Annotated in this window: 21 protein-coding genes; 14 read left to right on the top strand and 7 right to left on the bottom strand. The window is 41.2% G+C overall.

Annotated elements, in window-relative coordinates:
• Positions 1-9 precede the first annotated feature (9 nt).
• The 4 genes from IWX76_RS13510 to IWX76_RS13495 are packed head-to-tail and all read right to left on the bottom strand — an operon-like array spanning position 10 to position 4,594.
• A complete protein-coding gene (locus IWX76_RS13510) occupies positions 10-1,512 on the bottom strand; it encodes a proton-conducting transporter transmembrane domain-containing protein (protein WP_196860492.1) in 1,503 nt (500 codons plus the stop codon).
• Entirely contained in the window at positions 1,509-1,865 is a 357-nt protein-coding gene (locus IWX76_RS13505) for a Na+/H+ antiporter subunit C (protein ID WP_196860491.1), read from the bottom strand. The genes IWX76_RS13510 and IWX76_RS13505 overlap by 4 nt, the downstream gene beginning before the upstream one ends.
• Before the next feature lie 3 nt (positions 1,866-1,868).
• Positions 1,869-2,282, bottom strand: coding sequence for a Na+/H+ antiporter subunit B (locus IWX76_RS13500; protein ID WP_196860490.1), 414 nt, complete (start codon positions 2,280-2,282; stop codon positions 1,869-1,871).
• 2 nt (positions 2,283-2,284) lie between these two features.
• On the bottom strand, positions 2,285-4,594 hold the full coding sequence (locus IWX76_RS13495) for a putative monovalent cation/H+ antiporter subunit A (protein ID WP_196860489.1): 2,310 nt from the start codon (positions 4,592-4,594) through the stop codon (positions 2,285-2,287).
• 108 nt (positions 4,595-4,702) lie between these two features.
• On the opposite strand from IWX76_RS13495, the gene IWX76_RS13490 reads away from it, so the two are divergent.
• The 4 genes from IWX76_RS13490 to IWX76_RS13475 are packed head-to-tail and all read left to right on the top strand — an operon-like array spanning position 4,703 to position 7,690.
• Positions 4,703-5,284 (top strand): GNAT family N-acetyltransferase, encoded by a 582-nt coding sequence (locus tag IWX76_RS13490; RefSeq protein ID WP_196860488.1) that lies wholly within the window; start codon positions 4,703-4,705, stop codon positions 5,282-5,284.
• A 60-nt stretch (positions 5,285-5,344) separates the two neighbouring features.
• Positions 5,345-6,154, top strand: coding sequence for a type I methionyl aminopeptidase (gene map, locus IWX76_RS13485; RefSeq protein ID WP_196860487.1), 810 nt, complete (start codon positions 5,345-5,347; stop codon positions 6,152-6,154).
• A gap of 50 nt (positions 6,155-6,204) precedes the next feature.
• Complete coding sequence (locus IWX76_RS13480; RefSeq protein ID WP_196860486.1) at positions 6,205-6,591, top strand: hypothetical protein; 387 nt, start codon at positions 6,205-6,207, stop codon at positions 6,589-6,591.
• A 55-nt stretch (positions 6,592-6,646) separates the two neighbouring features.
• A complete protein-coding gene (locus IWX76_RS13475) occupies positions 6,647-7,690 on the top strand; it encodes a TQO small subunit DoxD (protein WP_196860485.1) in 1,044 nt (347 codons plus the stop codon).
• An 11-nt stretch (positions 7,691-7,701) separates the two neighbouring features.
• On the opposite strand, the gene IWX76_RS13470 is transcribed toward IWX76_RS13475, so the two are convergent.
• Positions 7,702-8,313 (bottom strand): DUF2243 domain-containing protein, encoded by a 612-nt coding sequence (locus tag IWX76_RS13470; protein ID WP_196860484.1) that lies wholly within the window; start codon positions 8,311-8,313, stop codon positions 7,702-7,704.
• 140 nt (positions 8,314-8,453) lie between these two features.
• On the opposite strand from IWX76_RS13470, the gene IWX76_RS13465 reads away from it, so the two are divergent.
• Positions 8,454-9,596: a serine hydrolase domain-containing protein gene (locus IWX76_RS13465; protein WP_196860483.1), complete on the top strand. Its 1,143-nt coding sequence runs from the start codon at positions 8,454-8,456 to the stop codon at positions 9,594-9,596.
• A 135-nt stretch (positions 9,597-9,731) separates the two neighbouring features.
• Here IWX76_RS13465 and IWX76_RS13460 read toward each other — a convergent pair whose 3' ends face one another.
• Complete coding sequence (locus tag IWX76_RS13460) at positions 9,732-10,985, bottom strand: cystathionine gamma-synthase family protein (RefSeq protein WP_196860482.1); 1,254 nt, start codon at positions 10,983-10,985, stop codon at positions 9,732-9,734.
• Between the two features lie 216 nt (positions 10,986-11,201).
• Here IWX76_RS13460 and IWX76_RS13455 point away from each other — a divergent pair, with 216 nt between their 5' ends.
• Entirely contained in the window at positions 11,202-12,035 is an 834-nt protein-coding gene (locus IWX76_RS13455; RefSeq protein ID WP_196860481.1) for a hypothetical protein, read from the top strand.
• 28 nt (positions 12,036-12,063) lie between these two features.
• Complete coding sequence (locus IWX76_RS13450; RefSeq protein ID WP_196860480.1) at positions 12,064-12,732, top strand: hypothetical protein; 669 nt, start codon at positions 12,064-12,066, stop codon at positions 12,730-12,732.
• Positions 12,733-12,746: 14 nt separating this feature from the next.
• On the opposite strand, the gene IWX76_RS13445 is transcribed toward IWX76_RS13450, so the two are convergent.
• Positions 12,747-13,568 carry a 3-keto-disaccharide hydrolase gene (locus IWX76_RS13445; protein WP_196860479.1) on the bottom strand — a complete coding sequence of 274 codons (822 nt, stop codon included), beginning with the start codon at positions 13,566-13,568 and terminating at the stop codon, positions 12,747-12,749.
• Between the two features lie 76 nt (positions 13,569-13,644).
• On the opposite strand from IWX76_RS13445, the gene IWX76_RS13440 reads away from it, so the two are divergent.
• From IWX76_RS13440 to IWX76_RS13410, 7 genes are all read left to right on the top strand, one after another.
• Complete coding sequence (locus IWX76_RS13440) at positions 13,645-15,249, top strand: carboxylesterase/lipase family protein (RefSeq protein ID WP_196860477.1); 1,605 nt, start codon at positions 13,645-13,647, stop codon at positions 15,247-15,249.
• Between the two features lie 66 nt (positions 15,250-15,315).
• Positions 15,316-17,436 (top strand): glycogen debranching protein GlgX, encoded by a 2,121-nt coding sequence (gene glgX / locus IWX76_RS13435; RefSeq protein WP_196860475.1) that lies wholly within the window; start codon positions 15,316-15,318, stop codon positions 17,434-17,436.
• Positions 17,437-19,278, top strand: a complete 1,842-nt coding sequence (gene treZ, locus IWX76_RS13430) for a malto-oligosyltrehalose trehalohydrolase (protein WP_196860473.1) — start codon at positions 17,437-17,439, stop codon at positions 19,276-19,278.
• Entirely contained in the window at positions 19,271-23,254 is a 3,984-nt protein-coding gene (gene treY, locus IWX76_RS13425) for a malto-oligosyltrehalose synthase (RefSeq protein WP_196860471.1), read from the top strand. The genes treZ and treY overlap by 8 nt, the downstream gene beginning before the upstream one ends.
• An 86-nt stretch (positions 23,255-23,340) precedes the next feature.
• A complete protein-coding gene (locus IWX76_RS13420; RefSeq protein WP_196860469.1) occupies positions 23,341-23,505 on the top strand; it encodes a hypothetical protein in 165 nt (54 codons plus the stop codon).
• Positions 23,506-23,597: 92 nt separating this feature from the next.
• Entirely contained in the window at positions 23,598-25,079 is a 1,482-nt protein-coding gene (locus tag IWX76_RS13415; RefSeq protein WP_196860467.1) for a gluconokinase, read from the top strand.
• A gap of 2 nt (positions 25,080-25,081) precedes the next feature.
• Positions 25,082-26,371 carry a GntT/GntP/DsdX family permease gene (locus IWX76_RS13410; protein ID WP_196860465.1) on the top strand — a complete coding sequence of 430 codons (1,290 nt, stop codon included), beginning with the start codon at positions 25,082-25,084 and terminating at the stop codon, positions 26,369-26,371.
• Positions 26,372-26,434: the final 63 nt, after the last annotated feature.

Raw genomic sequence — 26,434 nt, 5'->3', positions numbered from 1 at the left:
CGTCTGTTTTTATTTTCCTAGTACTGCTTTAATGTATGGTCGGGTGTCGAGTAACTCTGTTGCAATTTTATCGGCTACCTGGATCACCATTTCTGCATTCAAACCAATAAACAAAGTTGTAAGTGTTAATAAACCTATTGGAAGCACCAATAGCGTTTTTTTATAGCCTTTTAGTGGCTTGAAGTTATCGATTACAACAGGATCAGTTGATGCGTTTTTCCAGAATACTTCTGACCATAACTTTGCAAGTACATATAAGGTTATAAAGCTACCCACGATAATGCTGATAATAAAAAAGTAATTCTGACTGGCAAATGCCGCTTCGAAAAGGTAAATCTTAGGCCAGAAACCGGAGAGTGGTGGAATACCTGCCAAAGAAAACAACACCAATGCAATCATTAACGATATTTTAGGATATTCAGCATATAGGCCACCTAGTTTGTTCATGTTCATGGTTCCGCGCAATTGCCGAAGCAGGCCAGCAATTAGAAATAAATTGGTCTTCACAATAATATCGTGAATCAGGTAGAATATGGCTCCCAGTAAGGCAATCTTGGTATATAAACCTAAACCTCCAATAATAAAACCGATATGACAAACAATAAGGTAAGAGAATAAGCGGCGTACATTATCTTTAATCAGCGCACCAAATGCACCAGTTAAAATGGTCATGATGCCCATGACAATGAATACCGTTTTTATAAAATCATTTGGAATAAACATAAGCGTAAATACCCTGAACAAGGCATACAGGCCTACTTTTGTTAATAACCCGCCAAATGTTGCGGCAACGGCTGAGGGAGGCGTATGGTAGGAGGAAGGTAACCAGAAATATAAAGGGAAAACTGCCGATTTAATACCAAAACCGATTAAGAAAAACATGGAGGTGAGGGTAACGATCGACTGATCGGCTACTTTAGGTATTTTAAGGGCCAGATCAGCCATATTTAAGGTGCCAGTAATGCCATATAAGATACCAATACCCGTTAAAAAGAAAGTAGAAGCCAGGATGTTCATGGCCATGTATTTTACGGCACCTTCCACTTGCGATTGCCGTCCGCCAAGAGTCAATAACACAAAAGAAGAAATGATGACCACTTCAAACCATACATATAAATTGAAAATATCGCCAGTTAAAAAAGCACCATTTAAACCCATAATCAGGAAATGGAAAATCGGGAAATAGCCGTAAAGCATTCTGGCCCTGCCAACTCCAATAGCAGAAAATATAGAAACAGCAAGTGCTGCTATGGAAGTCAGTAATACTAATGTGGTGCTCAGCGTATCTGCAACGAATACTATACCAAAAGGCGCTGCCCAGTTGCCCGCGTTCATGGTTAAAATGCTTCCGTTGAATACTTTAGTAAACAAGTTTAGTGCAAATAAGAAGCCTGTAAAACAACCGATAATGCTCAGTACCCTTTGCGTGACGGTCTTTCTCCAGAAACCTAGCTGTAAAATAGCTGTAAACAGGTGGATGATTACGGTGGCTATAATTTGGTTATCAATCATATATCTTCTTCTTCCGGAGTGTTTAAATCGTCTAAATCGTCTGAGTTAATTAAGGCATAAACCCTTTTGAGCAATACAATTGCAAAGGAGGTTAATCCAAAACTGATCACAATAGCCGTGAGTATAAGCGCTTGTGGAATAGGATCGGCGTAAATATCCGTGAACACTTTAAGGTTGGGTTCTATTATCGGAGGTTTGCCTTTGGTGATATTCCCCAATAAAAATATTAAAATATTGGTGGCATTACCCAGGAGAATAATTCCTAAAAGAAGGCGAACCATACTTCTCCTAAGGATTAGAAATACGCCTGCAGCATATAAAACACCAATAAGGAAGACAAGTAGTAATTCCATAATTTATGGTGTGTTTGATGATATGGTAAATAAAATGGTAAGCACTACGCCAATGACCACCAGGTAAACGCCAATGTCAAAAAATAGCGCTGAACCGATCATGCCAATAACGGGGATGGGTTCATCAAACCAAAGTCCGGTCATTACCGGATACCCAAATAACACAGGTAAAAACATGGTAAGCGTAGCAAGTCCCAGGCCTATAGGAATTAAGGTTAAGGGTTTATAGCGGAGTATTTTGAGGGTGTTGTCTGTGCCGTAGGCAAAACTATGTAACACGAAGGCAATAGACGCCACCAGGCCACCTACAAAACCACCGCCCGGGTAATAATGACCCCGGAGCAGTAGGAATACGGAGAATAAAAATAAAATCGGCAACAAATAATTCGATGCGGTTTGTAAAATGGTACTTCTCATGATTATTCTTTTTCAGAGGATTTTAACTTCAGCTTGAGTAAACTATACACCCCCAGGGCGGCTATACTTAATACTACAATTTCGAACATGGTGTCGAAACCCCTGAAGTCTACTAAAATAACGTTAACTACATTTTTACCTTTTGCCAGGGTGTAGGCATAATCGCCATAAAACTTGCTAATATCGATGTCTGTAGGTACTTGCAATACTTTAATTGCAATTAAAGATAAGATGGTACCAAAACTGATCGCCACAATGGCGTCCCGTACTTTCGTGCGGTTATTAGCAAAATTCAGGAAAGGGGGCAGATTGAACAATACAAAAACAAATAACACCACGGTCAGGGTATCAATGGTAAACTGTGTCATGGCTAGGTCTGGTGCACTGTAAAACACAAAGATCAAACATATGGCATAACCGATAACACTGGTGGCCACTACCGCTGTTAACCTTGATGAGGTACTGACCGTTAAAATGACTGCTGCGATAAGAATGCCAACACTTACACCTTCATAAACACTGATTGGCGAAAGTTGACTATAATCAATATAAATGGGGCCTCCATTCAGCAACTCATAGGCCAGTAAAGCCTGGGCAAAAATAATAATTTTAAAAATATAGGACCTCAAAAAACCATTGTGCAGGAAGTTGGTATACCACTTAGAAAAATTGAAGAATGCGCTTGAAAATTTGTTGAAAAATGTTTGTGGCGACAAACCTTCGTAACGTTCTACCAACGCTAATTTTTTGGCTTTTGGATGATGAATTACATAAATTATGGTACCGGCCAGTAGGGTGGACAGACTTAACACCAATACCGTATTAAAGCCATGCCATATCTTAAGGTGCACATTGACGGTTTCTATAGAAATAGCGTTGACCGTTGGATTAATCAGTTGATTGCCAAGGATGCCAGGGAAGATACCGAAGGCAACACCTGCCAGTGCAAGAACTAAGGGCGGAATCCACATGGCGGCGGCAGGTAAATGGAGTTTTTCAAATTCTTGTGGTAATTTACCAGTAAAGGGTTTAATACCGGCAAGAAAACCAGCAACGACTAAACACACATTGGTAGCTACAGCCGCTATGGTTAAATAAAGCGCCAGGTTTTGTTCAGCATGTAAAGTAGCTTCGTAAATCAGGTCTTTCCCAATAAAACCCACAGTGAGTGGCAAACCTGCACTCGATAAGGCAGCCAGCAGGCCTGCAACGAATACAGGCAACAATACCTTCCTTAAGCCACTAAGTTTAGTCAGGTCGCGTGTACCAGTTTCGTGGTCTATAATTCCTGTAATTAAAAAAAGTGTCGCTTTATATAAAGCATGCACCACTATGAATGTACAGGCGGCGATAAGCGCTTCTCTAGTACCCAGGCCAATTAAAAACGTAAGCATGCCCAGGGCTGCTATGGTGGAATAAGCGAGAACTCCTTTTAAGTCAATCCTGAATAAAGCATGAATGGCGGCATACAACATCGTAAGACCACCTACGATCATTAAAGTATAGTTCCATGCCGGTGTATCGCCTAATATTGGGGTAAAACGGGCCAACAGAAAAATTCCCGCTTTAACCATGGTGGCCGAGTGCAGGTAAGCCGATACAGGTGTAGGTGCTTTCATGGCACCATGGAGCCAGAAATGGAATGGGAACTGAGCCGATTTGGTGAAAGCGGCCAGGAATACGCAGGCTATTACTACTGGGTAAAGTTGATGCGCTTTAATGACTTCACTAGCAGTCATGAGTTCCTGTATGGAATAGGTACCGGCAATTTCGCTCAACAATATAAGTCCTGCTAATAGAAAAAAACCTCCTAAACCAGTCACACCCAATGCTGTTAATGCACTTTTTCTGGAATCTTGGCTCTCATTGTTAAAGCCAATTAAAAAGAAGGAACTAATGCTGGTTAGCTCCCAAAATACAAAAAGTAACAGGATGTTGTCAGATAACACCATCCCTAACATGGCCGACATGAAAAGGCATAAATAACCGAAAAACCGATCCTTATAAGGATGCCCTTTAAGGTAGGCACTGGCATAGATAAAAATAAAGGCGCCAATGCCGGTAATCAACAAACTGAATAATAAGGACAGTCCGTCTAATCGGAAATCGAAATTAATGGCCAAAGAGGGCACCCAGTTTGTATGTTCAAAAAATACTTGCCCTTTACTGATCGCGGCGATCTGACTGGCGAAATAAACAAACAGAAGAATGGGTAAAATCGCGATTAATGCACTCCACTTTGAACGGAAAAACTTTCCGAAAGGGATCAAAAGGCCCGATGTTATTAGTCCTGACAATACAGTAAATAGCATGTAGTCTTGTTATGTTTTTTTAGTGAATCAGCCCAAAATACTAAAAATCTGTTGCATTTAAGGTGTTTTTTTGCTTAAAATCTCAAAAAAAGCGCAATTTCTTTGCGAATGACGAAGCGTGTTGGCCATGGTTCCTGGTCTACAACTTTGGGTAGTAAAGTGGATTATTTACATTTGCAGAACTTGATGAAGGAAACAATGGAATTGGAAAGTAAAAAAATACTGGTGGTGGAATACCAGCCTCAATATAAACGGGCATTTATTGATTTAAATGAAGAATGGATAGCTGCCTATTTTAAATTGGAAGAAGCGGACCATAAAGTGTTAAACGATCCTGAACAGTCGATCATTGCTAAAGGGGGGCATATATTTGTTGCCTTAGACCAGGGGGAAGCGGTTGGAGTATGCGCATTGCTGCGGAATACTCATGCTGACTATGCATTTGAGTTAGCAAAAATGGCGGTGTCACCAAGGGTACAGGGCAAAGGCGCAGGCCAAATGTTAGCACAGGCGGTGATGGCGAAGGCTAAAAGCCTCGGTGCTCAAAACCTGTACCTGGAGAGCAATACGTTATTGGCACCTGCTATTAATTTGTATCGGAAATTAGGATTTCGGGAAGTCTCTGGCTGTGGGTCGGCTTATGAGCGCTGCAATATTCAGATGGTTCTCGAATTTTCAAAGCAGGCTTAATGCCTGTATTTGTATTAACATTAGTATTTTTGCAGAAAAAAGCGCTTAAAAATAGATTTAATGAGTTTATATAGAACAAATGAGGAAGTAGCCATACAAAAGGAGAGCTGTTTGATGGTGAGTGCGACTATTACGGAAGTGGCTAAAATACTTAAGCCAGGCATCACCACTTTATCTTTGGATGAAATGGCGGAGACTTTTATCCGGGATAATGGTGGCATACCTTCATGTAAAGGTTACCATGGCTTTCCCTATTCTTTATGTATATCTGTGAACGAACAAGTGGTTCATGGCTTCCCGGGAAAATATGTGCTGAAAGATGGGGATGTGATCACAATTGATACCGTGATATATAAGAACGGCTTTCACGGCGATCATGCTTATACTTTTATCATTGGAGAAACAACTCCTGAAGTCCTTCAGTTGGTTAAAGTGACAAAAGAATCGCTCTATATTGGTATCAAACAAGCCACGACGGGTAACCGTACCGGTGATATCGGTTATGCCATTGACCAATATACCAATGGCAAATACGGTTATGGTGTGGTGCGTGAAATGGTAGGACATGGTGTGGGTAGGGAAATGCACGAAGATCCACAGGTGCCAAATTATGGTCGCCGGGGTAGTGGCAAGAAATTACAGGAGAACCTGGTAATTGCTATTGAGCCGATGATTACCATGGGTAGCCGTAAAATCTACACCCTTGATGATGGCTGGACGATTGTAACCGCTGATGGTTTGCCTGCTGTACATTTTGAACACAATGTTTGTGTTAAAAAGGATGCGCCGGAAATTCTTTCAGATTTTAATATCATTGAGCAGGCAGAGAAGGCCAATGCCAACCTAAATAGTAGTTACTATAGCCTGTAAATTGAGTTTTAGTGACTTGTTATTCTTAATGTTTACCTTTAGTGGAATTGATGACTAATAAAATTGTACAGCAAAGTAAACAGTTCAGGTATTTTCTTATTCTAGGTGTGCTCTCCTTGGCTGTTATAATTTCATCATGTAGTGTTCGGAAAACTCTGTATGCGCAGCTAAACATTCCGGTTACCAAGTCCTTAAATACTTCTAAAGCAACCTTAACCAGCAATAGTGTTTGCAATGGTGTCACAGAGGTAAATAACCTGATTACGCTTAAAGAAGTTAAGAAAGATGTTGGAGTGCTTTTATTAACTTCTTTAACCGGACATCCTGTTCGGTTGATGCTAGCCTTCCACAAATTAAATTGGGGTCTTTCTGATGCGAAAGGCTCCGATCAGGTCCCTCTTTATATCTTATACCAAAATAGGAAGATTATTACTTAGTAATCTGTTTATCAGAGTGCTATAAATTTTAATTACTTCTTAATTTGGATATTTTATGCGAAAGCAACAAGCAAATACAATTTCTGCCCAGTCCTATCAATTGGCGGGCCTCTTTACTTTGTCTATTCGATTAGTAGTCGGTTGGACCTACTTCTCGGCCTTTTGGCGAAGATTGATTTTAGAAAACAAGCTGGATCCCGATGCAGCTGGATATATTGGTGAAAAGTTCAATCATTTTCTTCCAAATGCTCTGGGCATTAAGCCTATAATTGAATACCTGGTTACACACCCCGAAGCATTGTGGTGGTCTATGGCGTCATTTACCATCATAGAAGGGATTGTGGGATTATTGTTCATGTTAGGGCTGTTTACCCGCCTGATGAGTGTGGGCGTGTTCAGTCTGGCGATGGGTATTTTATTAAGCGCAGGTTGGTTAGGTACCACCTGTTTAGATGAATGGCAAATTGGTATCTTAGGATTAGCCGCCGGTTTTACTATTTTCCTTTCAGGAAGTGGAAAACATTCGCTGGATTATTGGTTTAGTTCCAGGTCCTATATCTTCACTAAGCACAAGTGGTTTACCACTATAGGCTCCGGTGTATTAGCCGTTGAGCCTGGGCGACTGCAGAAACTTGTGGTTATCGGATCGCTCAGTATCCTGTTTATGACTTTATTTACGAACCAATATTTTCATGGTGGGGTATGGGGTACACTTCATAATAAATCAATTAAGCCTGAGCTTAGCTTGTCTGACGCTCGCTTAACACAGGATAAACTATCCTTCAGCGTTTTCAGGGTGGAAGGTGCTGATGTATATGGTTCTTTTCTGATTGGGATATCGCTATTCGATGCCAATGGCGATCTCCTGCTGCATAAAGATGGAAATGATTTAGCGAAATTCCCAGCTGAACAGATTCAAAATGAATATGTAACCAAGGTGAAGCCGGGTGCACATAGCCTGGTCATTCCACTTGGTGGAAAAGCCAACTTAACTATCCATGACGAAATTCTCGTTAAGTTATCCGCGGGCGAGTATATGTTGCTGCTCACAGATATCAGTGGTAAAACCTGGCAACAAACTATTCGTAAATCGGGGTAAAAAACTTCCAATCAGACTTCTGGTCTGAAGGGGCTTCGAATAGAGGCCCCTTTTTTTTGCCAATACCAACCTAAAATGATCAACAGCAGTCCGAATATAAGGAATCCATGATTCCATAGTTCCTGACTGGTACTCCATTCCCTCACGTTATGGAGCTTCAAAAGGTGATGATCGATAATGCCTTCGACCAGGTTAAATAACCCCCAGCCCATTGACAGGCCAGCCCATAGTAAGTATTTAGAAGTATTGATGGTCTTTTTGTGTAAGAGGTTCCACAATAGAAAGACACCAACAATGGTGGTAATCAGGGTAAATAAATGGAATATGCCATCCCAGAACATGTTAATGCTTTTATTAACCAGGGTGTCTGCGGGCAATTTGTTCGTTAACATTTCATGCCATTGCAAGATTTGATGTAAGACGATGCCATCTATAAAACCACCGATCCCGATACCCAATACGGTTGCTGCAGCCATTAAAGGGATGGAATTGTTTTCCATGGAACCAGAATTTGCATTTAAACGACTATGGTAACGACGCGTGGCGAGTATGGAAAAAACCACAATGATGATAGCCAGTACAATAAAAGCGGAAAGCATAAACAGCAGATTGGGATAAAACATGCTATTATAAATGCCTTGTTGCACCGCGTTGTTACAGGTAATACATGTTGTTGAATACTGCATGGGCTGATTGATCAATTGGATGTAGAGAAATTAACAGGAATAATAGCCGATTGTTCAGGGATTTATTATCTTGAACCATGCTTAGATTTAATCGTCACAACCCCTTGTACATCGTTTTTTTACTGATCTTTTTTTCCATTGGTGCTTCCGCACAGATTGTGGAGCATGAAATACAGGCCATCATGAAAAAATACGATGCCATTGGCCTTTCTGTTGCCGTTGTAAAAGACAATAAAATAGTCTATACCCATGCTTTTGGTCTGAAAAATACAGAAAGCCAAACGCCCATGACCGAGACCGATGTTTTTAGAATTGCATCCATTTCCAAGTCTTTTTCTGCAACGGCGATGATGCAATTAGTGGAGCAAGGTAAGTTAAGTTTGAGTGACGACTTTAGTGACCTGGTTGGTTTCAAAGTGCGTAATCCGGCTTATCCAGAGACGGTGATCACCTTAAAAATGGTGCTTTCCCATACTTCCAGTATTAACGATAGTCAAGGATACTTTAACCTCGATGTGATTAATCCGGCCAAGAACCCTGACTGGGCAAAATGTTACAATAAATATCAACCAGGTAAAGGATATGAATATTGTAACCTCAATTTTAACATGGTGGGTACAATTATTGAAAAGGAGAGTGGAGAACGCTTCGATCAATATGTGAAACATCACATTCTTGATCCTTTAGGGCTGTATGGCGGCTATTGTGTCGATTCTTTAGATAGTACGCGTTTTGTCACTTTATATGAATATGATGCAGCCACAAAAAGTTTCACTGCTTCCCCAACTGCCTATGCGCCCAGAAGGGAAGAAATAAAAAACTATGTAATGGGTTATTCGACGCCGATATTTTCGCCTACCGGAGGGATGAAAATCTCTGCACCGGATCTTGCCAAATACATGACCATGCACATGAACATGGGCAAATATGATGGCGTACATGTGATCAGCAAGAAAAGTGCTAAAATTATGCAGACCCAAGTATCAACCGAGGATGGTTATGGCCTTGCCATACGTAGTGTGGATAATTTAATTCCTGGAAAATCCTTAAAAGGGCATACTGGTTCAGCTTACGGTTTGTATAGTTCCATGTTTTTCCATCCTAAAGAAAAGTTTGGTATTGTGGTAATCACCAATGGTGCTAATCCTGTCGAAAGCAATGGTTTTGTTAACCTGACTGCAGAAGTGATTAACAGTTTATACAAAAACCTGATTAAGTAATTAGGGTAAGCGTATGTTAGTTGTTCTTTAGCTACAGGTAACTGAAACCTGATGGTTAATCCTTTCACAATAAAGGAGCGGGCTATTGTTATAAGGTACAATAACCCGCTCCTTTGAATTTTGTTGGTATTCGAATCAGGCTTCGAGGGCCTGGCGGAAATCTTGTAGCAGGTCGTCAGTATCTTCAATACCTACCGACAGACGAACCATAGAATCAGGGATACCCATTTCTGCCCGGCTGGCTGCGCCCAGTTCAAAGAAAATCGTATGTGCTACCGGTATGGCAAGCGTTCTGGTATCACCCAGGTTACTAGATTTAACTACCAATTGCAAACGGTTAAGGAAGGCAAAAAGGTCAATACCATCTTTTAGCGAAAAACTCATTAAACCACCATAGTGTTTAAACAGGTTACCCGCCAATGCATGTTGTGGGTGATTACTTAAACCAGGGTAATATACCTTACTCACCATGTCGTGATTTTCCAGGTATTGGGCTAAGGTAAGTGCATTATGACATGCCCTTTCCAGTCGCAGGGCTAAAGTCTCTGCTCCAACCGAGATGGTGTGTGCTGCTTCTGGTGATAATGTTCCACCGCCATCACGTAAACCTCGTTTCCTGATCTGCGTGATGCCCAACATGTCTGGTTTGATTTGTTCACGTAATACTTGAGCAATATTAGCATAGCTGGTCCAGTCGAATAGGCCGGTATCAGTTACACTACCACCAAGGGCATCACCATGGCCGCCGATGTATTTTGTTAAGGAGTTAATGACCAGACTAGCTTTTACCTTGATTGGATTGAACAGATAAGGGGAAGTCATGGTGTTATCGACCACATATATGATTCCCTTTTCGGCACAAAAATCCCCAATCGGTGCAAGGTCTGCAATTTGAGTTGCCGGATTGGCAATGGTTTCTACAAAGACCATTTTTGTGTTTTCCTGAATGGCATTTTTGATGTTTTCTACGTTGGTCGCATCGACAAATGAAAAGGATATGCCAATATCAGCATAGGTTTGCATGATGCTGCGGGTGTTGCCAAATAAAAAGGAACTCGCAATAATATGATCACCTGCTTTCATGAGGGACTGGATAGTAGCTGTAATGGCTGCCATGCCGGTGGAAAAGCTCACAGTGGCTTTACCGCGTTCCATTTGCGTGACTTTATGTTCCAAAGCCGTCGTAGTCGGGTTACCCTGTCTGGAATAGGCGTAGCCCTTCGCTTTATTTTGAAATACATTGACAAGCCCCTGAACGTCTTCAAAACCCCAGGTTACTGAAGTATGAACGGGTTGATGTAATGCTCCGAATTCTGGTTTAAGTAGACGGTCTGAATGTAATATAGTTGTTGTAAATCCTTTTTGGTCTTCCATGGTGTCATTCATCATGCATTAAAATTGCTATTTTTTTGCAAAAGTTAGCGCTGATTGTGGTGTTAATTGAAATTTTTTGGTGAATCTATTAAAAATAACGTAAAGTATGATGGATAATTGCAAGTAAGTAAGCCTTAAAAACCGGCTTTGTAAAGCACTTAAACTTTTGTTTGTATAAGTAAAATAGTTACTCGCTTTCCTTTATATTTACTATACACAAATCAAACCGCTATGAAAAAGTTAACTTTAATTGTCTTAATCGCTATCGCTATGTCTTCCTGTAAGTCGTATATGATCAGCACCGTATCTAACAACAATGCCTCAAAAGAAGAAACCTCAGGTGCTTTTTTCATTGAAAATGATTCTGTAAAGATTACTTATGCATTTACTGGAGAAAACAGTCCGCTCACGGTAGAAGTATTTAATAAGCTAAATGAACCCGTATACGTGAACTGGGAGCAATCTGCAATAGTATTAGATAATAAAGCATATAGTTTTGTAGACAATAAACTCACCTTTAACGGTAAAACCAATACCTCAACCCCAACACACCAATCTCTAGGAAGTATCAATAGCGATGGTAGTTTTTCAGGTTCGGTTAACCTCTCTAAAAATGCTATGTTTTTACCTCCGAAGTCACAAGCTACACGAACGATTTATGCGTTAAACAACATAAATACCTTTAAATTAGTGGACGATGGTTTTGAGAAAAAACCTTTGAACTATAGCGACAGAATCGGTGTCGCATATGTTAAACAGGCCCATTATGATGCCGCAACCTCACCGATTCAATTTAGGTGTTACATTACGCTTTATACGATCACAAATAGCACACCTAAACCTTTTTCTTATGAGCAAAATTTCTGGGTTTCGAATATAGTTAAAAGCTCAACTCATCCGGCAAAATTAGCTGCCTTCCAATTGCAACCTGCCAACCTTATTGTTAATTCCAAAACAAATGGTTTTGGAGTGACAATGACTAGTATTGCGCTTGTAGGCGTTACAGGCGCTCTTATTGGAGCGGATGCAGCCTTGGCTGAAAAAAATAACACCATTGATAACTAATTATATTTGCGTACTTAAATTCAGTCTCATGAAAAATGTAATCTGTGCAATTTTTTGCTGTACAATTTTAGGGTTATCGTCTGTAAAAGCACAACAAAACGTGTACCTTTCTGCTCATCTTTCAACTCAGGGCCCTGGGTTAGAAGTTAAATATGTTCCACAGCCGGGATTTAACCTGCGTGCTGGTGCCAGCATGCTTCCTTTGGCGTTTAATACGTCCTACACGGTGCAATCGCGTCCCGCAGATGCAGCAGTAGAAGTAGATGTCGCTAATGCCCATTTTCTGGTAGACTGGCATCCATTTATCAAATCAGACTCATTTAGCAGTAAAATCTTATTAAGCACTGGTGTAGCTTATTTTTGGAAGAGTAGGGGCGACGCTGTGGTTATTTACGATGGAACATTTGAATTTAATGATGTAGAAATTCCGGCTAATGAAGTTGGTGAACTTTATGGCAGTATCCAGTGGAACAAATTTGCGCCATACGTTGGCTTAGGTTTTGAAAATCCGAGACCTAAAAAACGGGTTAATGTAGGCTTTGCCATCGGCACTTATTATATGGGCGAACCAACTGTTGAAGTAACAGGAACCAAATACTTAACGGATACAGAAAGTGATGAGCAAGAACTCAGAGAAAATGTTTCACCCTATCAATTTCTGCCCGTTGTGCAGGTTAACCTAAATTTTCGGTTGTAACGATAAGTATTCTTTTACTTGTTTTCCAGGTTTAACAATTCTATTTTCCTGAAATCAACAGGTTGTCCTTCACTTTGTAAAGCGATCATGCCGCTTTTTAAAGGGGTTTTGTCAATCTTTATGGCCTTATCATAATTAGTTACGGTACCGCCGCCAATTTGAGGTTTACTGTACTTTAACACAGTATCGCCATTAATAATATGTGTAACGAGCGAATCGCCCAGCACAATAAGTTCAGCATTTACCCATTCTTCAATTTTATATGTTTTGGAGTTTGAATCGATACAATGTCTTTTATCAATTTGGCCTTCATATACTACATCTGTTCCTGGTGAACACATATTTCCTGTTGCCCGTGGTTTTCCGTCATCCAATCCGGCAAGCAGTTGAAATTCGACAGATATTGGCCAGTCCTGGTCACGAAGCATGGTTCTCGGATCCTGGGAATGGTACATCACTCCAGAGTTTCTGATGGTATAACCTGGTGCATCCTTTTGCCATTCGCCAGTGATGCGGTACTGAAACTTCAGGTGGAATTTCGAAAAAGGCTGATTAAAATACAGGTGTCCATATTGTTCATTAAAAGTACCATATTGATCGTAACGTACCTTGATCATGCCATCTTCCACGCGAAATGTATTTCCAAAATTTTCGCCTACGTCATGATGGTTGATCTTAACCGTCCAGTCCTTAATATCTTTGCCATTAAACAGCGAAATCCATTCGTTTTTCTTATCTCCTTTATTTAAAGCGGAACATCCGATAATAAATAGTGATGAAAGTAGCAGTGAGCCGGAAGCGATAATATTTACGATTTTTTTCTGTTGTGTAATCATGTGCAAAGTTTTTGGTTAACGTAAAACTATAAAAAATTGTAATATATTAGTAAGGAAGCCATATATATATATAGTAATGAAAAGCAGACAAATTTTAACATTCTTCACGATCACTATTTTGCTTAGTATAAGTTCCTTGGTCAAGGGTCAGTTGCCACAAGTTAAAGTCAAGAATGGTATACTGGAAGGTAAAGTTGAAAAATCAGGTGTTAGAAGTTATAAAGGGATTCCCTTTGCAAAAGCACCCCTGGGAAGCTTACGCTGGGAGGAGCCACAGCCTGCTGAAAATTGGTCGGGGGTCAGACAAGCACACGAATTTGGTCACAACCCTATGCAAGGGAAACCATTTGGGGATATGCGTTTTCGTTCCAGTGACATGAGTGAAGATTGTCTTTATTTGAATGTCTGGAGTCCAGCTAATTCTTCAGAAAAGCTGTTGCCAGTTTTAGTTTATTTCTATGGTGGAGGTTACGTTGCTGGCGATGGCTCTGAGGGCAGGTATGATGGCGAAAATATGGCCAGGAAAGGCATAGTTACTTTAACGGTAAATTATAGATTGGGTGTGTTCGGCTTTTTCGCGCACCCCGATCTAACTAAGGCTAGTAAACATGGTGGATCAGGGAATTATGGCTTATTAGATCAGCATGCGGCGCTAAAATGGGTACAGGAAAATATTGCGGCATTTGGTGGTGATCCTTCCAGAGTAACCATCGCGGGAGAGTCCGCCGGGTCCATCTCTGTGTCGGCACAAATGGCATCGCCATTGTCTAAAAACTTAATTGCTGCAGCTATAGGTGAAAGCGGAGCAATGATACATCCAACGCTTGCACCCCTAAGTCAACAGCAAGCAGAACAAAACGGAGAAAGATTTGCCGCCAAAGTAAAGGCAAACTCCTTGTCGGCTTTAAGAGAAATCCCTGCGAATGATTTACTTCGTTTGTCTTCAGAAGCTGGTGCTTTTAAAACTTCCGCTAATGTAGATGGTTATTTTTTTCCTAAAACTCCTGCTGCAATTTTTGCGGCAGGCGAGCAAGCACAGGTTCCTTTACTGGCAGGATGGAATTCTGCAGAAGTCCCGTACGGAGCTTTCCTGTGGGCGGAAAATCCTAACCCCGAAAACTATAAGAAGAGGGTGACACAGGAGTATCCAGAACAGTGGCAACAGGTTTTAAAACTTTACCCCGGAAACAATGTAGCGGAGGTTGTTGAATCGGCTACAGCATTAGCTAGTGACAGATTCATTAATTACAGTACCTGGAAATGGCTCGACCTTCACCGCAAAACAAGTAAACAACCTGTTTATCGTTATCTTTTCTCTAAAGAACAACCTCCATTCAAGCCTGGCTTTGAGAAAAAACAACCCGTTGGAACCGAACAGCCTGCACCCTTTAAAGGTGCGCCACATGCTTTTGAAATTGAATATGCCATGGGTAATCTCCATAGCAATCCAGAATATGCATGGACTCCAGAAGATAAAAAGGTATCGTCGGTGATGTTGAATTATTTTGCGAATTTCATTAAAACAGGTAATCCCAATGGTAAGGATTTACCCACCTGGGATGCTGTTGGTATTGCTGGTCAAATGATGCTGATGAACCTTGGTGTACCGACAAAACAAGAGAAGGAAACAAATTTAACACATCAACGCTATCTTTTTTTAGATAAGCAGTATTTGAATTAAGTACATACCTAGATTTTTTAAACATTTCCGGCCGTCTGGGGTTATTTTCTCAAATACTTTAGATTAATGGACAAAATAGAGGTACACCCGGGGAGCCCTTATCCTCTTGGTGCTCACTGGGATGGAAAAGGTGTCAATTTTGCGTTATTTGCGGGGCAGGCTATAGCTGTAGAGTTGTGTCTGTTTAATCAGGACTGTATTACAGAGGAAGTTAGAATAAACCTTATTGAACGTACCAGTTACGTTTGGCACGCTTATTTGCCAGACCTAAAACCTGGTCAATGTTATGGCTATCGTGTGTATGGACCATTTAATCCAGAGCATGGCTTACGTTACAACCCAAATAAGCTGCTTATTGATCCTTATGCGAAAGCCATATCTGGCGCAGTAGAATGGCATGATTCACTTTTTGGTTACCGTATGGGTGAGGATGACCTTACTTACGATGAAACTGATAGTGCGCCATTTGTACCTAAGAGTGTGGTTATAGATCAAAGCTATGATTGGGAGGGTGTGCAGGCTCCGGAAACCAGCTATCTATCCAGTATTATATACGAAGCTCATGTACGTGGAATAAGTATGACGCATCCAGACATCCCCGAATCTATAAGGGGAAGTTATGCAGCGCTGGGTCATCCAGTAATGATTGATTACCTTAAAAATCTAGGTATTACTGCTGTGGAATTAATGCCCGTTCATCAATTTATTAATGACCGCTCCCTGATCGAAAAGGGATTGAGCAATTACTGGGGTTACAATACTATTGGTTTTTTTGCGCCCGATACTAAATACTCTTCCAATGGGGTATTGGGGGGGCAGGTGAAAGAATTTAAAGACATGGTAAAGGCCATGCACAAAGCAGGCATCGAGGTGATTTTAGATGTGGTCTATAACCATACGGCTGAAGGCAATCACCTTGGTCCAACCTTGTCATTTAAAGGAATTGATAACGTAGAATATTATCGCTTAACAAAAGATAAGCGCTATTACATGGATTATACGGGCACTGGGAACACCTTAAATGCATATTTCCCTAGCGTGTTGCGTTTGATGATGGATAGCCTGCGCTATTGGGTGCAGGAAATGCATGTTGATGGATTCCGTTTTGACCTGGCATCAGCCCTGGCCCGCGGATTAAATGAAGTGAATAGGCTGAGTTCTTTTTTTAGTATCATTCATCAGGATCCTGTATTATCGCAGGTTAAATTAATCGCAGAGCCCTGGGACGTTGGTGAAGGTGGTTATCAGGTAGGAAATTTTCCTCCAGGATGGACTGAATGGAACGGTAAATACCGGGATTGCATTCGCGATTTCTGGCGCGGTGAAGACAGTATGCTTGCGGAGTTTGCTTTAAGGATTACGGGCAGCCCTGATTTGTATCGTGATGATAATCGACGCCCTACCGCTAGTATCAATTTTATCACCGCCCATGATGGCTTTACCCTCCAGGATCTGGTCAGTTACAATGAAAAACATAATTATGCCAATGGCGAAGACAACCGCGATGGAGAGGATCATAACCGCTCCTGGAATTATGGCGTGGAAGGTGATACTGATGATTTGGAAATACTAGCGTTACGGGCCAGGCAAAAGCGTAATTTTCTGACCACTTTATTCCTCTCCCAAGGGGTGCCGATGTTATTGGCGGGCGATGAATTAGGCCGCACACAACGCGGCAATAACAATGCATACTGTCAGGATAATGACCTTTCCTGGATTAACTGGGCAGCTGTGGATAATGAGATGCTCGACTTTACGCGCAGGTTGATTAAACTCAGGAAAGATCACCCCGTTTTTCGCCGTAGAACCTGGTTTCAGGGAGAGCCCGTAAAGGAGTCTGGAGCTCAGGATATTGCCTGGATGCTTCCCGATGGGACAGAAATGCAGGATCATAATTGGCAGGAAGATTTCGCTAAATCCCTTGGTATATTTTTAAATGGCCATGGTATAAAAGGTCGTGATAACCTGGGAAGAAAGATCATTGACAACAGTTTTTATTTGATGCTTAATGCGCATCATGGTGTCATTCAATTTAAACTTCCGGAAATTCGATTTGGAAGAACCTGGACTAAAGTGTTGGATACTGCAGATCCATGTTTAAAAGCAGAAGTGCTGAATTTTAAATATGAGCAAACCGTAGCCGTTGAGGGCCGGTCTTTAATGGTTTTAATGACGAAAACAATATAAATGCAAGTAAATGAAAGAAACATAGGCTTAAACTTTAACTTAAATCAAGACGCTGTTGTTAAAGTTTGGGCCCCATTAGCAGAAAAGGTTGCCCTGCAAGTAGAAGGTCGGGAACCAATTCTCCTTCAAAAGGACTGCTATGGCTATTTTTCCCTGATTACTAATGGAATCAGCGCTGGTGAACGGTATTGGTTTTTGCTTGACGACGATAAACAACTCCCTGATCCGACATCTTTGGCGCAGCCAGACGGTGTTCATGGTGCCTCCATGGCCATAAATTTACACTATGATTGGACTGATTCTTCCTGGTTGAATCCGCCATTAAATGATTACCTGATTTATGAATTACATGTCGGTACCTTTTCCACGGAAAGTGATTTTTCTGGAATAGAAAGACATTTGGATCATTTAGTAGATTTGGGGATAACCGCTATAGAACTGATGCCATTAGGCTCGTTTCCTGGAAACAGAAACTGGGGATATGATGGCGTATTTCCTTATGCTGTTCAGCATAGCTATGGTGGCCCCAAAGGTCTGCAACAATTAGTGGATGCTTGCCATAAAAGGGGCTTAGCTGTTATTTTGGATGTGGTTTATAATCACCTCGGACCAGAAGGTAATTACCTATCGGAATACGGACCTTATTTCACCGATAAATACCACACGCCATGGGGAAAGGCTGTAAATTTTGATGATCAGGATTGCGACGGGGTAAGGGAATTTGTAATCGAAAATGTACTCATGTGGTTTAGGGATTTCCATATCGATGCCTTACGACTTGATGCAGTACATGCGATTAAAGATTTTAGTGCCGTACATGTGCTTCAGGAAATTAGGCAGCAAACAGATCGCCTGATGGAACTCACCGGGCGCAGGCATTACCTCATTGCAGAATCAGATTTAAACGACCCAAGGTATATTACCTCGGTAGCTCAACAGGGAATGGGGATGGATGCCCAATGGGTAGACGAGTTTCATCACGCCCTGAGGGTAAGTGCCGGCGAAGCGAGGAAGGGCTATTACCTGGATTTTAACGGACTGCCTGATCTTGCAAAATCTTACCGGGATGCCTACGTTTACACGGGTAATTATTCACTGGAACGTCGGCGAAAATTTGGGAAAGATGCTTCAACACATCCAGCACAACAATTTATTGTATTTTCTCAAAACCATGATCAGATAGGGAACCGCCTATTAGGGGAACGCTCGTCTACATTGTATAGCTATGAAATGCAAAAGCTCTTGGCTGCAGCAGTTCTGTTTTCGCCATACATCCCTATGTTGTTTATGGGAGAGGAATGGGGAGAGACTAATCCCTTTTATTATTTCGTTAGCCACACGGATAAAGGGCTCATTGAAATGGTGCGGGAAGGACGAAAACAAGAGTTTGCCGCCATGCATGCCGCAGGTGAGGCTATAGATCCTCAGGCTGAAGATACCTTCAATGCTTCAAGGCTGAACTGGGATTTACTCACTGATCCTAATCATCAGGTTTTATATCAGTTTTACAAGAAACTGATCTCGCTCCGTAAAAGCAATTCTGTATTGGCAGCAAATGACCGAAGTGCTGTAAAGGCACAGGTATTAGGCTCCCAGCAGGTACTTGTTTTAACCCGCGGACTGCAAAATGATACAGGCCAGGTTATTTGTTTGATGAATTTTTCTGAACAACCACAGCAGGTTTCTTATCCCACCGGCAAGACGACTGATCTCTATTTAATGGTGGATTCTGCTTCCCCACAATGGCATGGGCCGCAAGCATCACCCGAAATTTGGAAACAAACTCAGGGAATTACTTTACAATCAGCTTCATTTGTCGCTTATTCAACTTCACATGATTAATCCAATCTCTACCTACCGCATACAATTTAACAAAGACTTTAACTTTAAAGACTTTGAAGACATCATACCCTATCTACATACTTTAGGTGTAAAAACCATTTATGCATCTCCAATATTTGCAGCAGTACCAGGAAGCAATCATGGATACGACGGCATCGACCCCAATCGCATTAATCCTGAGATCGGAACAATAGAGGAATTGCGTCGTATTTCTGCACGCTTAAAAACTTTAAAAATGTATTGGATACAAGATATCGTTCCCAACCATATGGGTTATCACCAGGAAAACCCCTGGCTGATGGATCTTTTGAAATTTGGGGAACAGTCTGTATACCGCAATTTTTTTGATATCAATTCAGAGGATTTAGCTGTCGAGCCCGTCATGGCGCCTTTCATTGGAGCTACACTGGAGGAAGTAATTGAAAATGGAGAACTCACACTGTCCGAATTCAAGGGAGAGCAGGTACTGAAATATTTCGATACGATATGGCCTTTAAATCCAGAAACAGATTTGCAAAAGCCTTTGTTAGACATTGCGAATTCACAGTATTATCGGCTCTGCTCTTTTCAGGAGAGCAATGAGCGCATTAATTTTCGCCGGTTTTTTACGGTAAACAGCCTGATCTGTTTGAATATGCAGCACCAGGAAACCTTTGATGCTTATCATCGTTTAACCAAAGACCTGTTGGAAGAGGGGGTTTTTCAAGGTTTAAGAATTGACCATGTGGATGGTTTATATGACCCTGCGGGGTACCTGACTAACCTTAGAGAACTGTGTGGGCCCGAAGCCTTTCTGGTGGTAGAAAAAATCCTAGAACCTGGTGAATCTCTTCCCACGTCATGGCCTATACAAGGTACCACCGGATATGATTTCCTGGGCTTAGTTAATCAGGTATTTATTAATGAAAAAGCAGAAAAGCGATTTGATCAGTTTTATAAGCAAGTAGAAGAATATCCAAGCCCTGTGCAGACCCAAATTAGGCGGAAAAAAACGGATTTTCTCTTTAAATTTATGAACGGGGAATTAGAAAATCTCTTTCAGCTTTTTTTAAGCTTGAACCTGGTTAAATCCCATCAGACTGCTCTATGTGAATCTGAAGTTTTCAAAAAATCAATTGCTGAAATTCTTGTGCGTTGTCCGGTTTACCGCTTTTATGGTAATCAATACCCGTTACCTGTTGAAGAACAAGAAGCACTGAAGGCTATTTTTTTAACCTTGAAAAATAAACCTGAATATGAAGGATCCGTAGCTTTGTTGACGGCGGTGTTATTTGAAAATAGCCATGCTGATAAGGCCTATGGGGAACGTGTGTTAAAGTTTTATCAGCGATTAATGCAGTTTACAGGTCCTTTAATGGCAAAAGGTGTGGAGGACACCTTGATGTATACCTACAACAGATTTATTGGGAGTAATGAAGTTGGTGATTCTCCGGATGTATTTGGTATTTCGGTGGCCGATTTCCATGATGCCATGATCGAACGACAGGCAAAGTGGCCATTAACCATGAACACCTCTAGCACACACGATACCAAAAGAGGGGAGGATGCTCGGGCGAGGTTACAGGTGTTAACTGATTTAAGAAAAGAATGGCTGGAAGAAGTTAAGATCTGGCAGGAACTAAATCTAGATTTAAAACAGGCTGATCATCCGGATACTAATGATGAATACTTTATTTATCAGACGCTGCTGGCCACATATCCGGAAACAGCGTCTCAAAGACAGGAATACCCCGATCGCATACAACAGTATATGGAGAAAGCACTAAGGGAATCTAAGCGAAACTCCAGCTGGGACAATCCTGATATGAATTATGAAACCATAACTAAAGAATTTATTATTGGTCTATTGGATCAAAATAGAGCTTTTTGGCTAAGGTTTCAGAACTTCCTACAGCAGGTTTCCCATTTCGGGAAATTAAATTCTTTATCTGCGCTGCTTTTGAAATTTGGTTGTCCTGGACTACCTGATACTTATCAGGGTGATGGTTTCTGGAACTTAAATTTAGTAGACCCAGATAATCGGCGCGCAGTAGATTATAAACTACGGGAAAAATATTTAGCACGTTTAAAAAAGGAAAATCCTGATTTAAAGGAGCTGTGGGAGCAAAGTACCAATGGACTTATTAAATTGGCCTTTATTCAACGTTTAATGCACTTGCGTAAACAGCTGCCACAATTGTTCTCAGAGGGATCGTATCTTCCGCTTGCTGTGGCTGGAAAATATAGTAAACACCTAATTGCATTTGCCAGGCGATATCAACGTGATACGGTGGTTTTCATCTCACCAGTAAATCATACGGGTATTAAAGAATGGGGCGATACCCATGTGATTTTACCAGAGGAAACCCCAGATGATTTTAGAGATATACTGCGCAATGAAAAATCATCAACTGGTAATCAACTGTTTATTAGTAAAGTTTTTACGGATGTGCCACTTGCGGTGTTGCATTTTAAAGCGGTAGCCAGTAATCGGTCTGCAGGAATTCTGATGCCTGTTTTTTCCTTGCCATCCGCTTTTGGGATAGGTGATTTCGGCCCCGAGGCACGCGCTTTTATGGATTTTCTACATGCTAGTGGTCAAAAATTCTGGCAATTACTTCCGTTAAATCCGGTGTCGGCCTCTCAATCGTACTCTCCTTATAGTGCAACCTCCGTTATGGCTGGAAACATTAATTTGATTAGTCCTGAATCATTAGCAACAGCAGGTTTGCTACAACCTGAGGATTTGGAAAAATACACAATGCCATTAAAAAAAAATATAAAGTATAAAAAGGCCCAAAAGAACAAATTAAATGTAATTCGTCATGCCTATCAGAATTTTATGGCATTAGGCGAAAATGCTCCCTATTATGTCGCTTTTCAGGAATTTTGCAAAAATGAAAAATACTGGCTGGATGATTTTGCTTTATTCACTGCCATTAAAGAATTACAACATGATAAACCCTGGTTTCAATGGCCAGAAGGTTTACGTAATCGAAACGAACAGGCACTGAGTGAATTGAGACATAGCCAGCATGCCATATTACAGGAAATCAAGTGGCAACAATTCATATTTCAGCAGCAATGGGATGAACTTAGGCGTTATGCAGGCAGCTGTAATATTAAATTTATTGGAGATTTACCTTTTTACGCCGCATGGGATTCAGCGGATGTATGGGCCAATCGCAGTTTATTTAGCCTTAAAGAAACAGGGGAGTGCAATGGTGTTGCTGGTGTGCCCCCAGATTATTTTAACGATGAAGGCCAATTATGGGGAATGCCTGTCTATCGTTGGGAGGTGATGAAAGAAAATAACTTCGACTGGTGGATGACCCGGCTGCAAAAAAATATGCAATGGTATGACTTACTCCGGCTTGATCATTTTCGTGCATTTTCGGCTTATTGGGAAGTGCAGGCAGATAGCGATACAGCTAAAAATGGAGAATGGAAGCCCGGCCCAGGTAAAGCCTTTTTCGAGGTACTGCAAAGTAAATTTAGACAGATGCCATTTATAGCTGAAGACCTTGGTGAAATTGATGCAGCTGTTTATCAGTTACGTGACCAGTTCAAATTACCGGGCATGAAAGTCTTACAATTCGCTTTTGCTGAGGAGAGCGCTACATCGGTTCATTTGCCGTCTCAATATTTAAATCCGCATGCAGTTGTATATACGGGTACGCATGATAATGACACATGTGTAGGTTGGTATGATAAGGAAATGCAAAAAAAAGATCGGAAACGTTTGCAAGATTACTTAGGCTACAAGGTTGACAAAAAGAACATTCATTTAGCCCTAATCAGGCTTGCTTACGCTTCGGTAGCAAATATTGCTATAATTCCTATGCAAGATGTATTAGGTAAAGGTTCATCGGCAAGGATGAATACACCTGCAGCAACTAAAAATAATTGGAAATGGCGCTTAAAAACAGTTTCACAACTTCAAGCGATGGGTATACAGAAATTGCTAAAAAACTGTGTAGTAGTGTATGGACGATGATGCCTATTTTTGCTGGCACAATTTAAATTATTGCAAAACATAAAATTAAATAAACTGTTTATGCAATTACATAAACGCCTTAACTTATGATCACAGAAGAAAAAAAATCTAAATCAGTAAAGCAACCAGTTCGTTTTTTAGCCGATTCATCTGAGAAAGATGAAATTCGTGTATCGACCATAGAATTAAGAAGGAAGTCTGCCGTCATGAGAAAAGCGGAAAGACCAAATTATCGGTTAAGGTTATTGTAACTGATATTGGCTGTATGAGTCACCACCTGGACCAAGTGTTCGGGTGGTGCTGTTTACAGCAAAAATGTTATCTTGTTCCATAAATGAATAATATGGAATACATTGTTGGTGTCGATATTGGTACAGGAAGTGTTAAAGCAGTAGCCGTAGATTTATCCGGTAATTCGTTTGAAGTTGATCAACAACATTATTCCTATCAATCACAACAACCCGATTACCACGAGCAGGATGCTGAAGAAATATGGCTGTCTTTTCAAAAAAGTCTCCAGGCCATCGTTCAAAAAATCGGCTACCAACCTAAAGCCATAAGTTTAAGTGCAGCTATGCATAGTGTGATTGCTGTTGATGAGTCAGGTAATGCATTGTCGCCAATGATCACCTGGGCCGACAGCCGGAGTGCTGCGGTCGCTAAGAAACTAAAAAACTCCTCTACAGGTTTAGCCATTTACCAAGCTACCGGAACACCCATCCATGCCATGTCGCCCTTATGCAAACTGATCTGGCTTAAAGAAAATGATCAGGAACTTTTCAAGACAACCCACAAATTCATCTCTATTAAGGAATATATTTGGTTCAAGCTTTTTAAAGAGTTTGTCATCGATTATTCCATCGCTTCCTGTACCGGCATGTTCGATATTGAAGCGCTCACCTGGCATTTGCCAGCACTCACTTTGGCTGGAATAGCATCCTCCAAATTGTCCCTTCCCGTACCCACCAATTATTGCAGCAAAACGCCAGCCCTTAACATGTCTTTTTTAAACGAAGATATTCCCTTTATCATTGGAGCAAGTGATGGTTGCTTGGCAAACTTAGGCTGCATGGCCTACCATCCTGGACAGGCAGTAATGACCATTGGAACCAGTGGGGCCATTAGAATCGCTAGCAATAAACCCCTGCCAAATACAGAAGCTATGACTTTCAGTTATATCCTGGATAAGGATACTTATATCTGTGGAGGACCGATAAACAATGGCGGTATTACCTTACAATGGTGGTTAAAGAACCATGAAGATCAAGAGCTGGATGATGATGATTTTGATTCTTATTTTAAACAAATTCAAGAAATACCTGCCGGAAGCAACGGTTTGTTGTTTTTGCCCTATCTCACCGGCGAAAGAGCACCTATTTGGGATAGTGAAAGCTGTGGAACGTTCTTCGGTGTCAAACTCGCACATCAAAAAACACATTTCTCGAGGGCTGTTTTAGAAGGGGTATGTTATGCCATGAAAGATGTATTGGAAGCGGTGCAAGTCAATGCAGCACCCATTAAGCAGATTTACATCAGCGGTGGATTTGTGAAATCAGAAGTATGGGTACAATTGTTGGCCAATATAACCGGTAAAGAGCTGGTCATTGTTCAAACAGAAGACGCTTCCGCCATTGGTGCAGCTTTCCTTGCCATGAAAACGCTTAACCTGATCCAGGTTTATCCTGAAGTGATGGCAAGCGATTTTGAAATCATTAAACCAGACCTTTCACTTACTGCTTTTTATTTAAAGAATTTTACCATCTTTAAGAAAGTTTATTTCGATTTGAAAGAAACGATGCACGAATTTCATCTCCTGAACCACTAACCATGTCCTTACTGATTGTCTTATTTGGCGTTATCCTGCTCTTTGTTTTAATCCTTAAAAAGCTGAGCCCGATGATTGCCTTGCTCATTGTGGCTATCATAACCGGATTATTATTAGGAATGCCAGTCGCTAAAGTAATGACATCTGTTGCCGGTGGCATCGGAAGTACCTTAGGCAGTATGGTTATGGTACTGGCACTCGGAGCCATGATGGGTAAACTGATTGAAGACAGTGGTGCTGCTAAAAAGATTGTGGCCATTTTGATGCGCGCTTTCGGACAAAAAAATATCCAATGGGCCGTATTACTCACAGGCCTTCTGGTAGGTATTCCATTATTTTATAATGCGGGTTTTGTGGTCTTAATTCCCTTGGTTTTCGCCATTTCATCGGCCACAGGCTTGCCTAAACTTTATATCGGTATTCCGATGGCGGCGGCATTGTCCATCACTCATGGTTTCTTACCTCCACATCCCGGACCAGTAGCCTTATCCGCTTTATTTCAGGCAGATATCGGTAAAACCTTATTATATGGACTACTCTTGTCATTTCCTATAGCCGTACTAGCAGGAATTTACTTTCCCAGATTGATCATCAAAAAAACAACCTTATCGTCAATTAATACTTTGGCCTTCTCGGCTGACGACCACATGCCAACAGGTTTCCAAAGCTTTTTCGTGGCTTTATTACCGGTATTCATCATCGCTGCGGGCACCCTGGGTGTCGCATTCCTGCCTGAATCTGCGCTGAAAACCTTTTTTATCTTTATTGCAGATCCTACCGTAGCTTTATTGGTGTCAGTTTTATTAACCGTTTTACTCCAGGATATTCCTATTGCCAAAGCCATGGATTCCTGCACGGAGGGTGTGAAAAGCATTGCCATGATTATATTAATCATTGCAGCAGGTGGTGCGTTTAAACAAATATTGGTCGACAGTGGGGTAGGTGCTACTGTAGCTGCATTAGCAGCACCCTTACAACTTTCCCCCTTACTGTTAGCCTGGTTAATTACTGCTTTATTAAGGGTTACACTAGGTTCAGCAACTGTTGCGGCATTAACTGCTTCAGGTATGGTTATTCCGCTTATTGGCCCCGGTGTATCTCCCGAATTAATGGTGTTATCGGTTGGTGCCGGTAGTTTGTTTTTTTCGCACGTCAATGATACCGGCTTTTGGATGTTCAAGGAGTACTTCAGTCTCACCTTAAAACAAACTTTTCTAACCTGGACAGTGATGGAAACCATTGTTTCTGTGCTGGGCTTAGTGGGGGTATTACTTTTAAGTGTGCTACGCTAGTAAGCTGTTGTCACAGGTTTGTGTAAAACTTATTTTTTTATAAATTGTTCCTGTCTTAAGCCA

Source organism: Pedobacter sp. CAN_A7 (genome assembly GCF_015752175.1).
Classification (GTDB): Bacteria; Bacteroidota; Bacteroidia; order Sphingobacteriales; family Sphingobacteriaceae; genus Pedobacter.
Note: the sequence above shows the minus strand (reverse complement) of the source record. Positions and strands in the feature narration are given on the sequence as shown.

Bases quoted from the DNA above. Each gene is read 5' to 3' on its own strand.
- IWX76_RS13410 (WP_196860465.1), top strand. From the start codon at position 25,082: ATGTCCTTACTGATTGTCTTATTTGGCGTTATCCTGCTCTTTGTTTTA.
- IWX76_RS13460 (WP_196860482.1), bottom strand. From the start codon at position 10,985: ATGATGAATGACACCATGGAAGACCAAAAAGGATTTACAACAACTATA.
- treZ (WP_196860473.1), top strand. From the start codon at position 17,437: ATGCAAGTAAATGAAAGAAACATAGGCTTAAACTTTAACTTAAATCAA.
- IWX76_RS13480 (WP_196860486.1), top strand. From the start codon at position 6,205: ATGACTAATAAAATTGTACAGCAAAGTAAACAGTTCAGGTATTTTCTT.
- IWX76_RS13445 (WP_196860479.1), bottom strand. From the start codon at position 13,568: ATGATTACACAACAGAAAAAAATCGTAAATATTATCGCTTCCGGCTCA.
- IWX76_RS13500 (WP_196860490.1), bottom strand. From the start codon at position 2,282: ATGAGAAGTACCATTTTACAAACCGCATCGAATTATTTGTTGCCGATT.
- IWX76_RS13440 (WP_196860477.1), top strand. From the start codon at position 13,645: ATGAAAAGCAGACAAATTTTAACATTCTTCACGATCACTATTTTGCTT.
- IWX76_RS13415 (WP_196860467.1), top strand. From the start codon at position 23,598: ATGGAATACATTGTTGGTGTCGATATTGGTACAGGAAGTGTTAAAGCA.
- IWX76_RS13420 (WP_196860469.1), top strand. From the start codon at position 23,341: ATGATCACAGAAGAAAAAAAATCTAAATCAGTAAAGCAACCAGTTCGT.
- IWX76_RS13465 (WP_196860483.1), top strand. From the start codon at position 8,454: ATGCTTAGATTTAATCGTCACAACCCCTTGTACATCGTTTTTTTACTG.
- glgX (WP_196860475.1), top strand. From the start codon at position 15,316: ATGGACAAAATAGAGGTACACCCGGGGAGCCCTTATCCTCTTGGTGCT.
- IWX76_RS13470 (WP_196860484.1), bottom strand. From the start codon at position 8,313: ATGTTTTATCCCAATCTGCTGTTTATGCTTTCCGCTTTTATTGTACTG.
- IWX76_RS13475 (WP_196860485.1), top strand. From the start codon at position 6,647: ATGCGAAAGCAACAAGCAAATACAATTTCTGCCCAGTCCTATCAATTG.
- IWX76_RS13510 (WP_196860492.1), bottom strand. From the start codon at position 1,512: ATGATTGATAACCAAATTATAGCCACCGTAATCATCCACCTGTTTACA.
- map (WP_196860487.1), top strand. From the start codon at position 5,345: ATGAGTTTATATAGAACAAATGAGGAAGTAGCCATACAAAAGGAGAGC.
- IWX76_RS13455 (WP_196860481.1), top strand. From the start codon at position 11,202: ATGAAAAAGTTAACTTTAATTGTCTTAATCGCTATCGCTATGTCTTCC.
- IWX76_RS13505 (WP_196860491.1), bottom strand. From the start codon at position 1,865: ATGGAATTACTACTTGTCTTCCTTATTGGTGTTTTATATGCTGCAGGC.
- IWX76_RS13490 (WP_196860488.1), top strand. From the start codon at position 4,703: ATGACGAAGCGTGTTGGCCATGGTTCCTGGTCTACAACTTTGGGTAGT.
- IWX76_RS13495 (WP_196860489.1), bottom strand. From the start codon at position 4,594: ATGCTATTTACTGTATTGTCAGGACTAATAACATCGGGCCTTTTGATC.
- treY (WP_196860471.1), top strand. From the start codon at position 19,271: ATGATTAATCCAATCTCTACCTACCGCATACAATTTAACAAAGACTTT.
- IWX76_RS13450 (WP_196860480.1), top strand. From the start codon at position 12,064: ATGAAAAATGTAATCTGTGCAATTTTTTGCTGTACAATTTTAGGGTTA.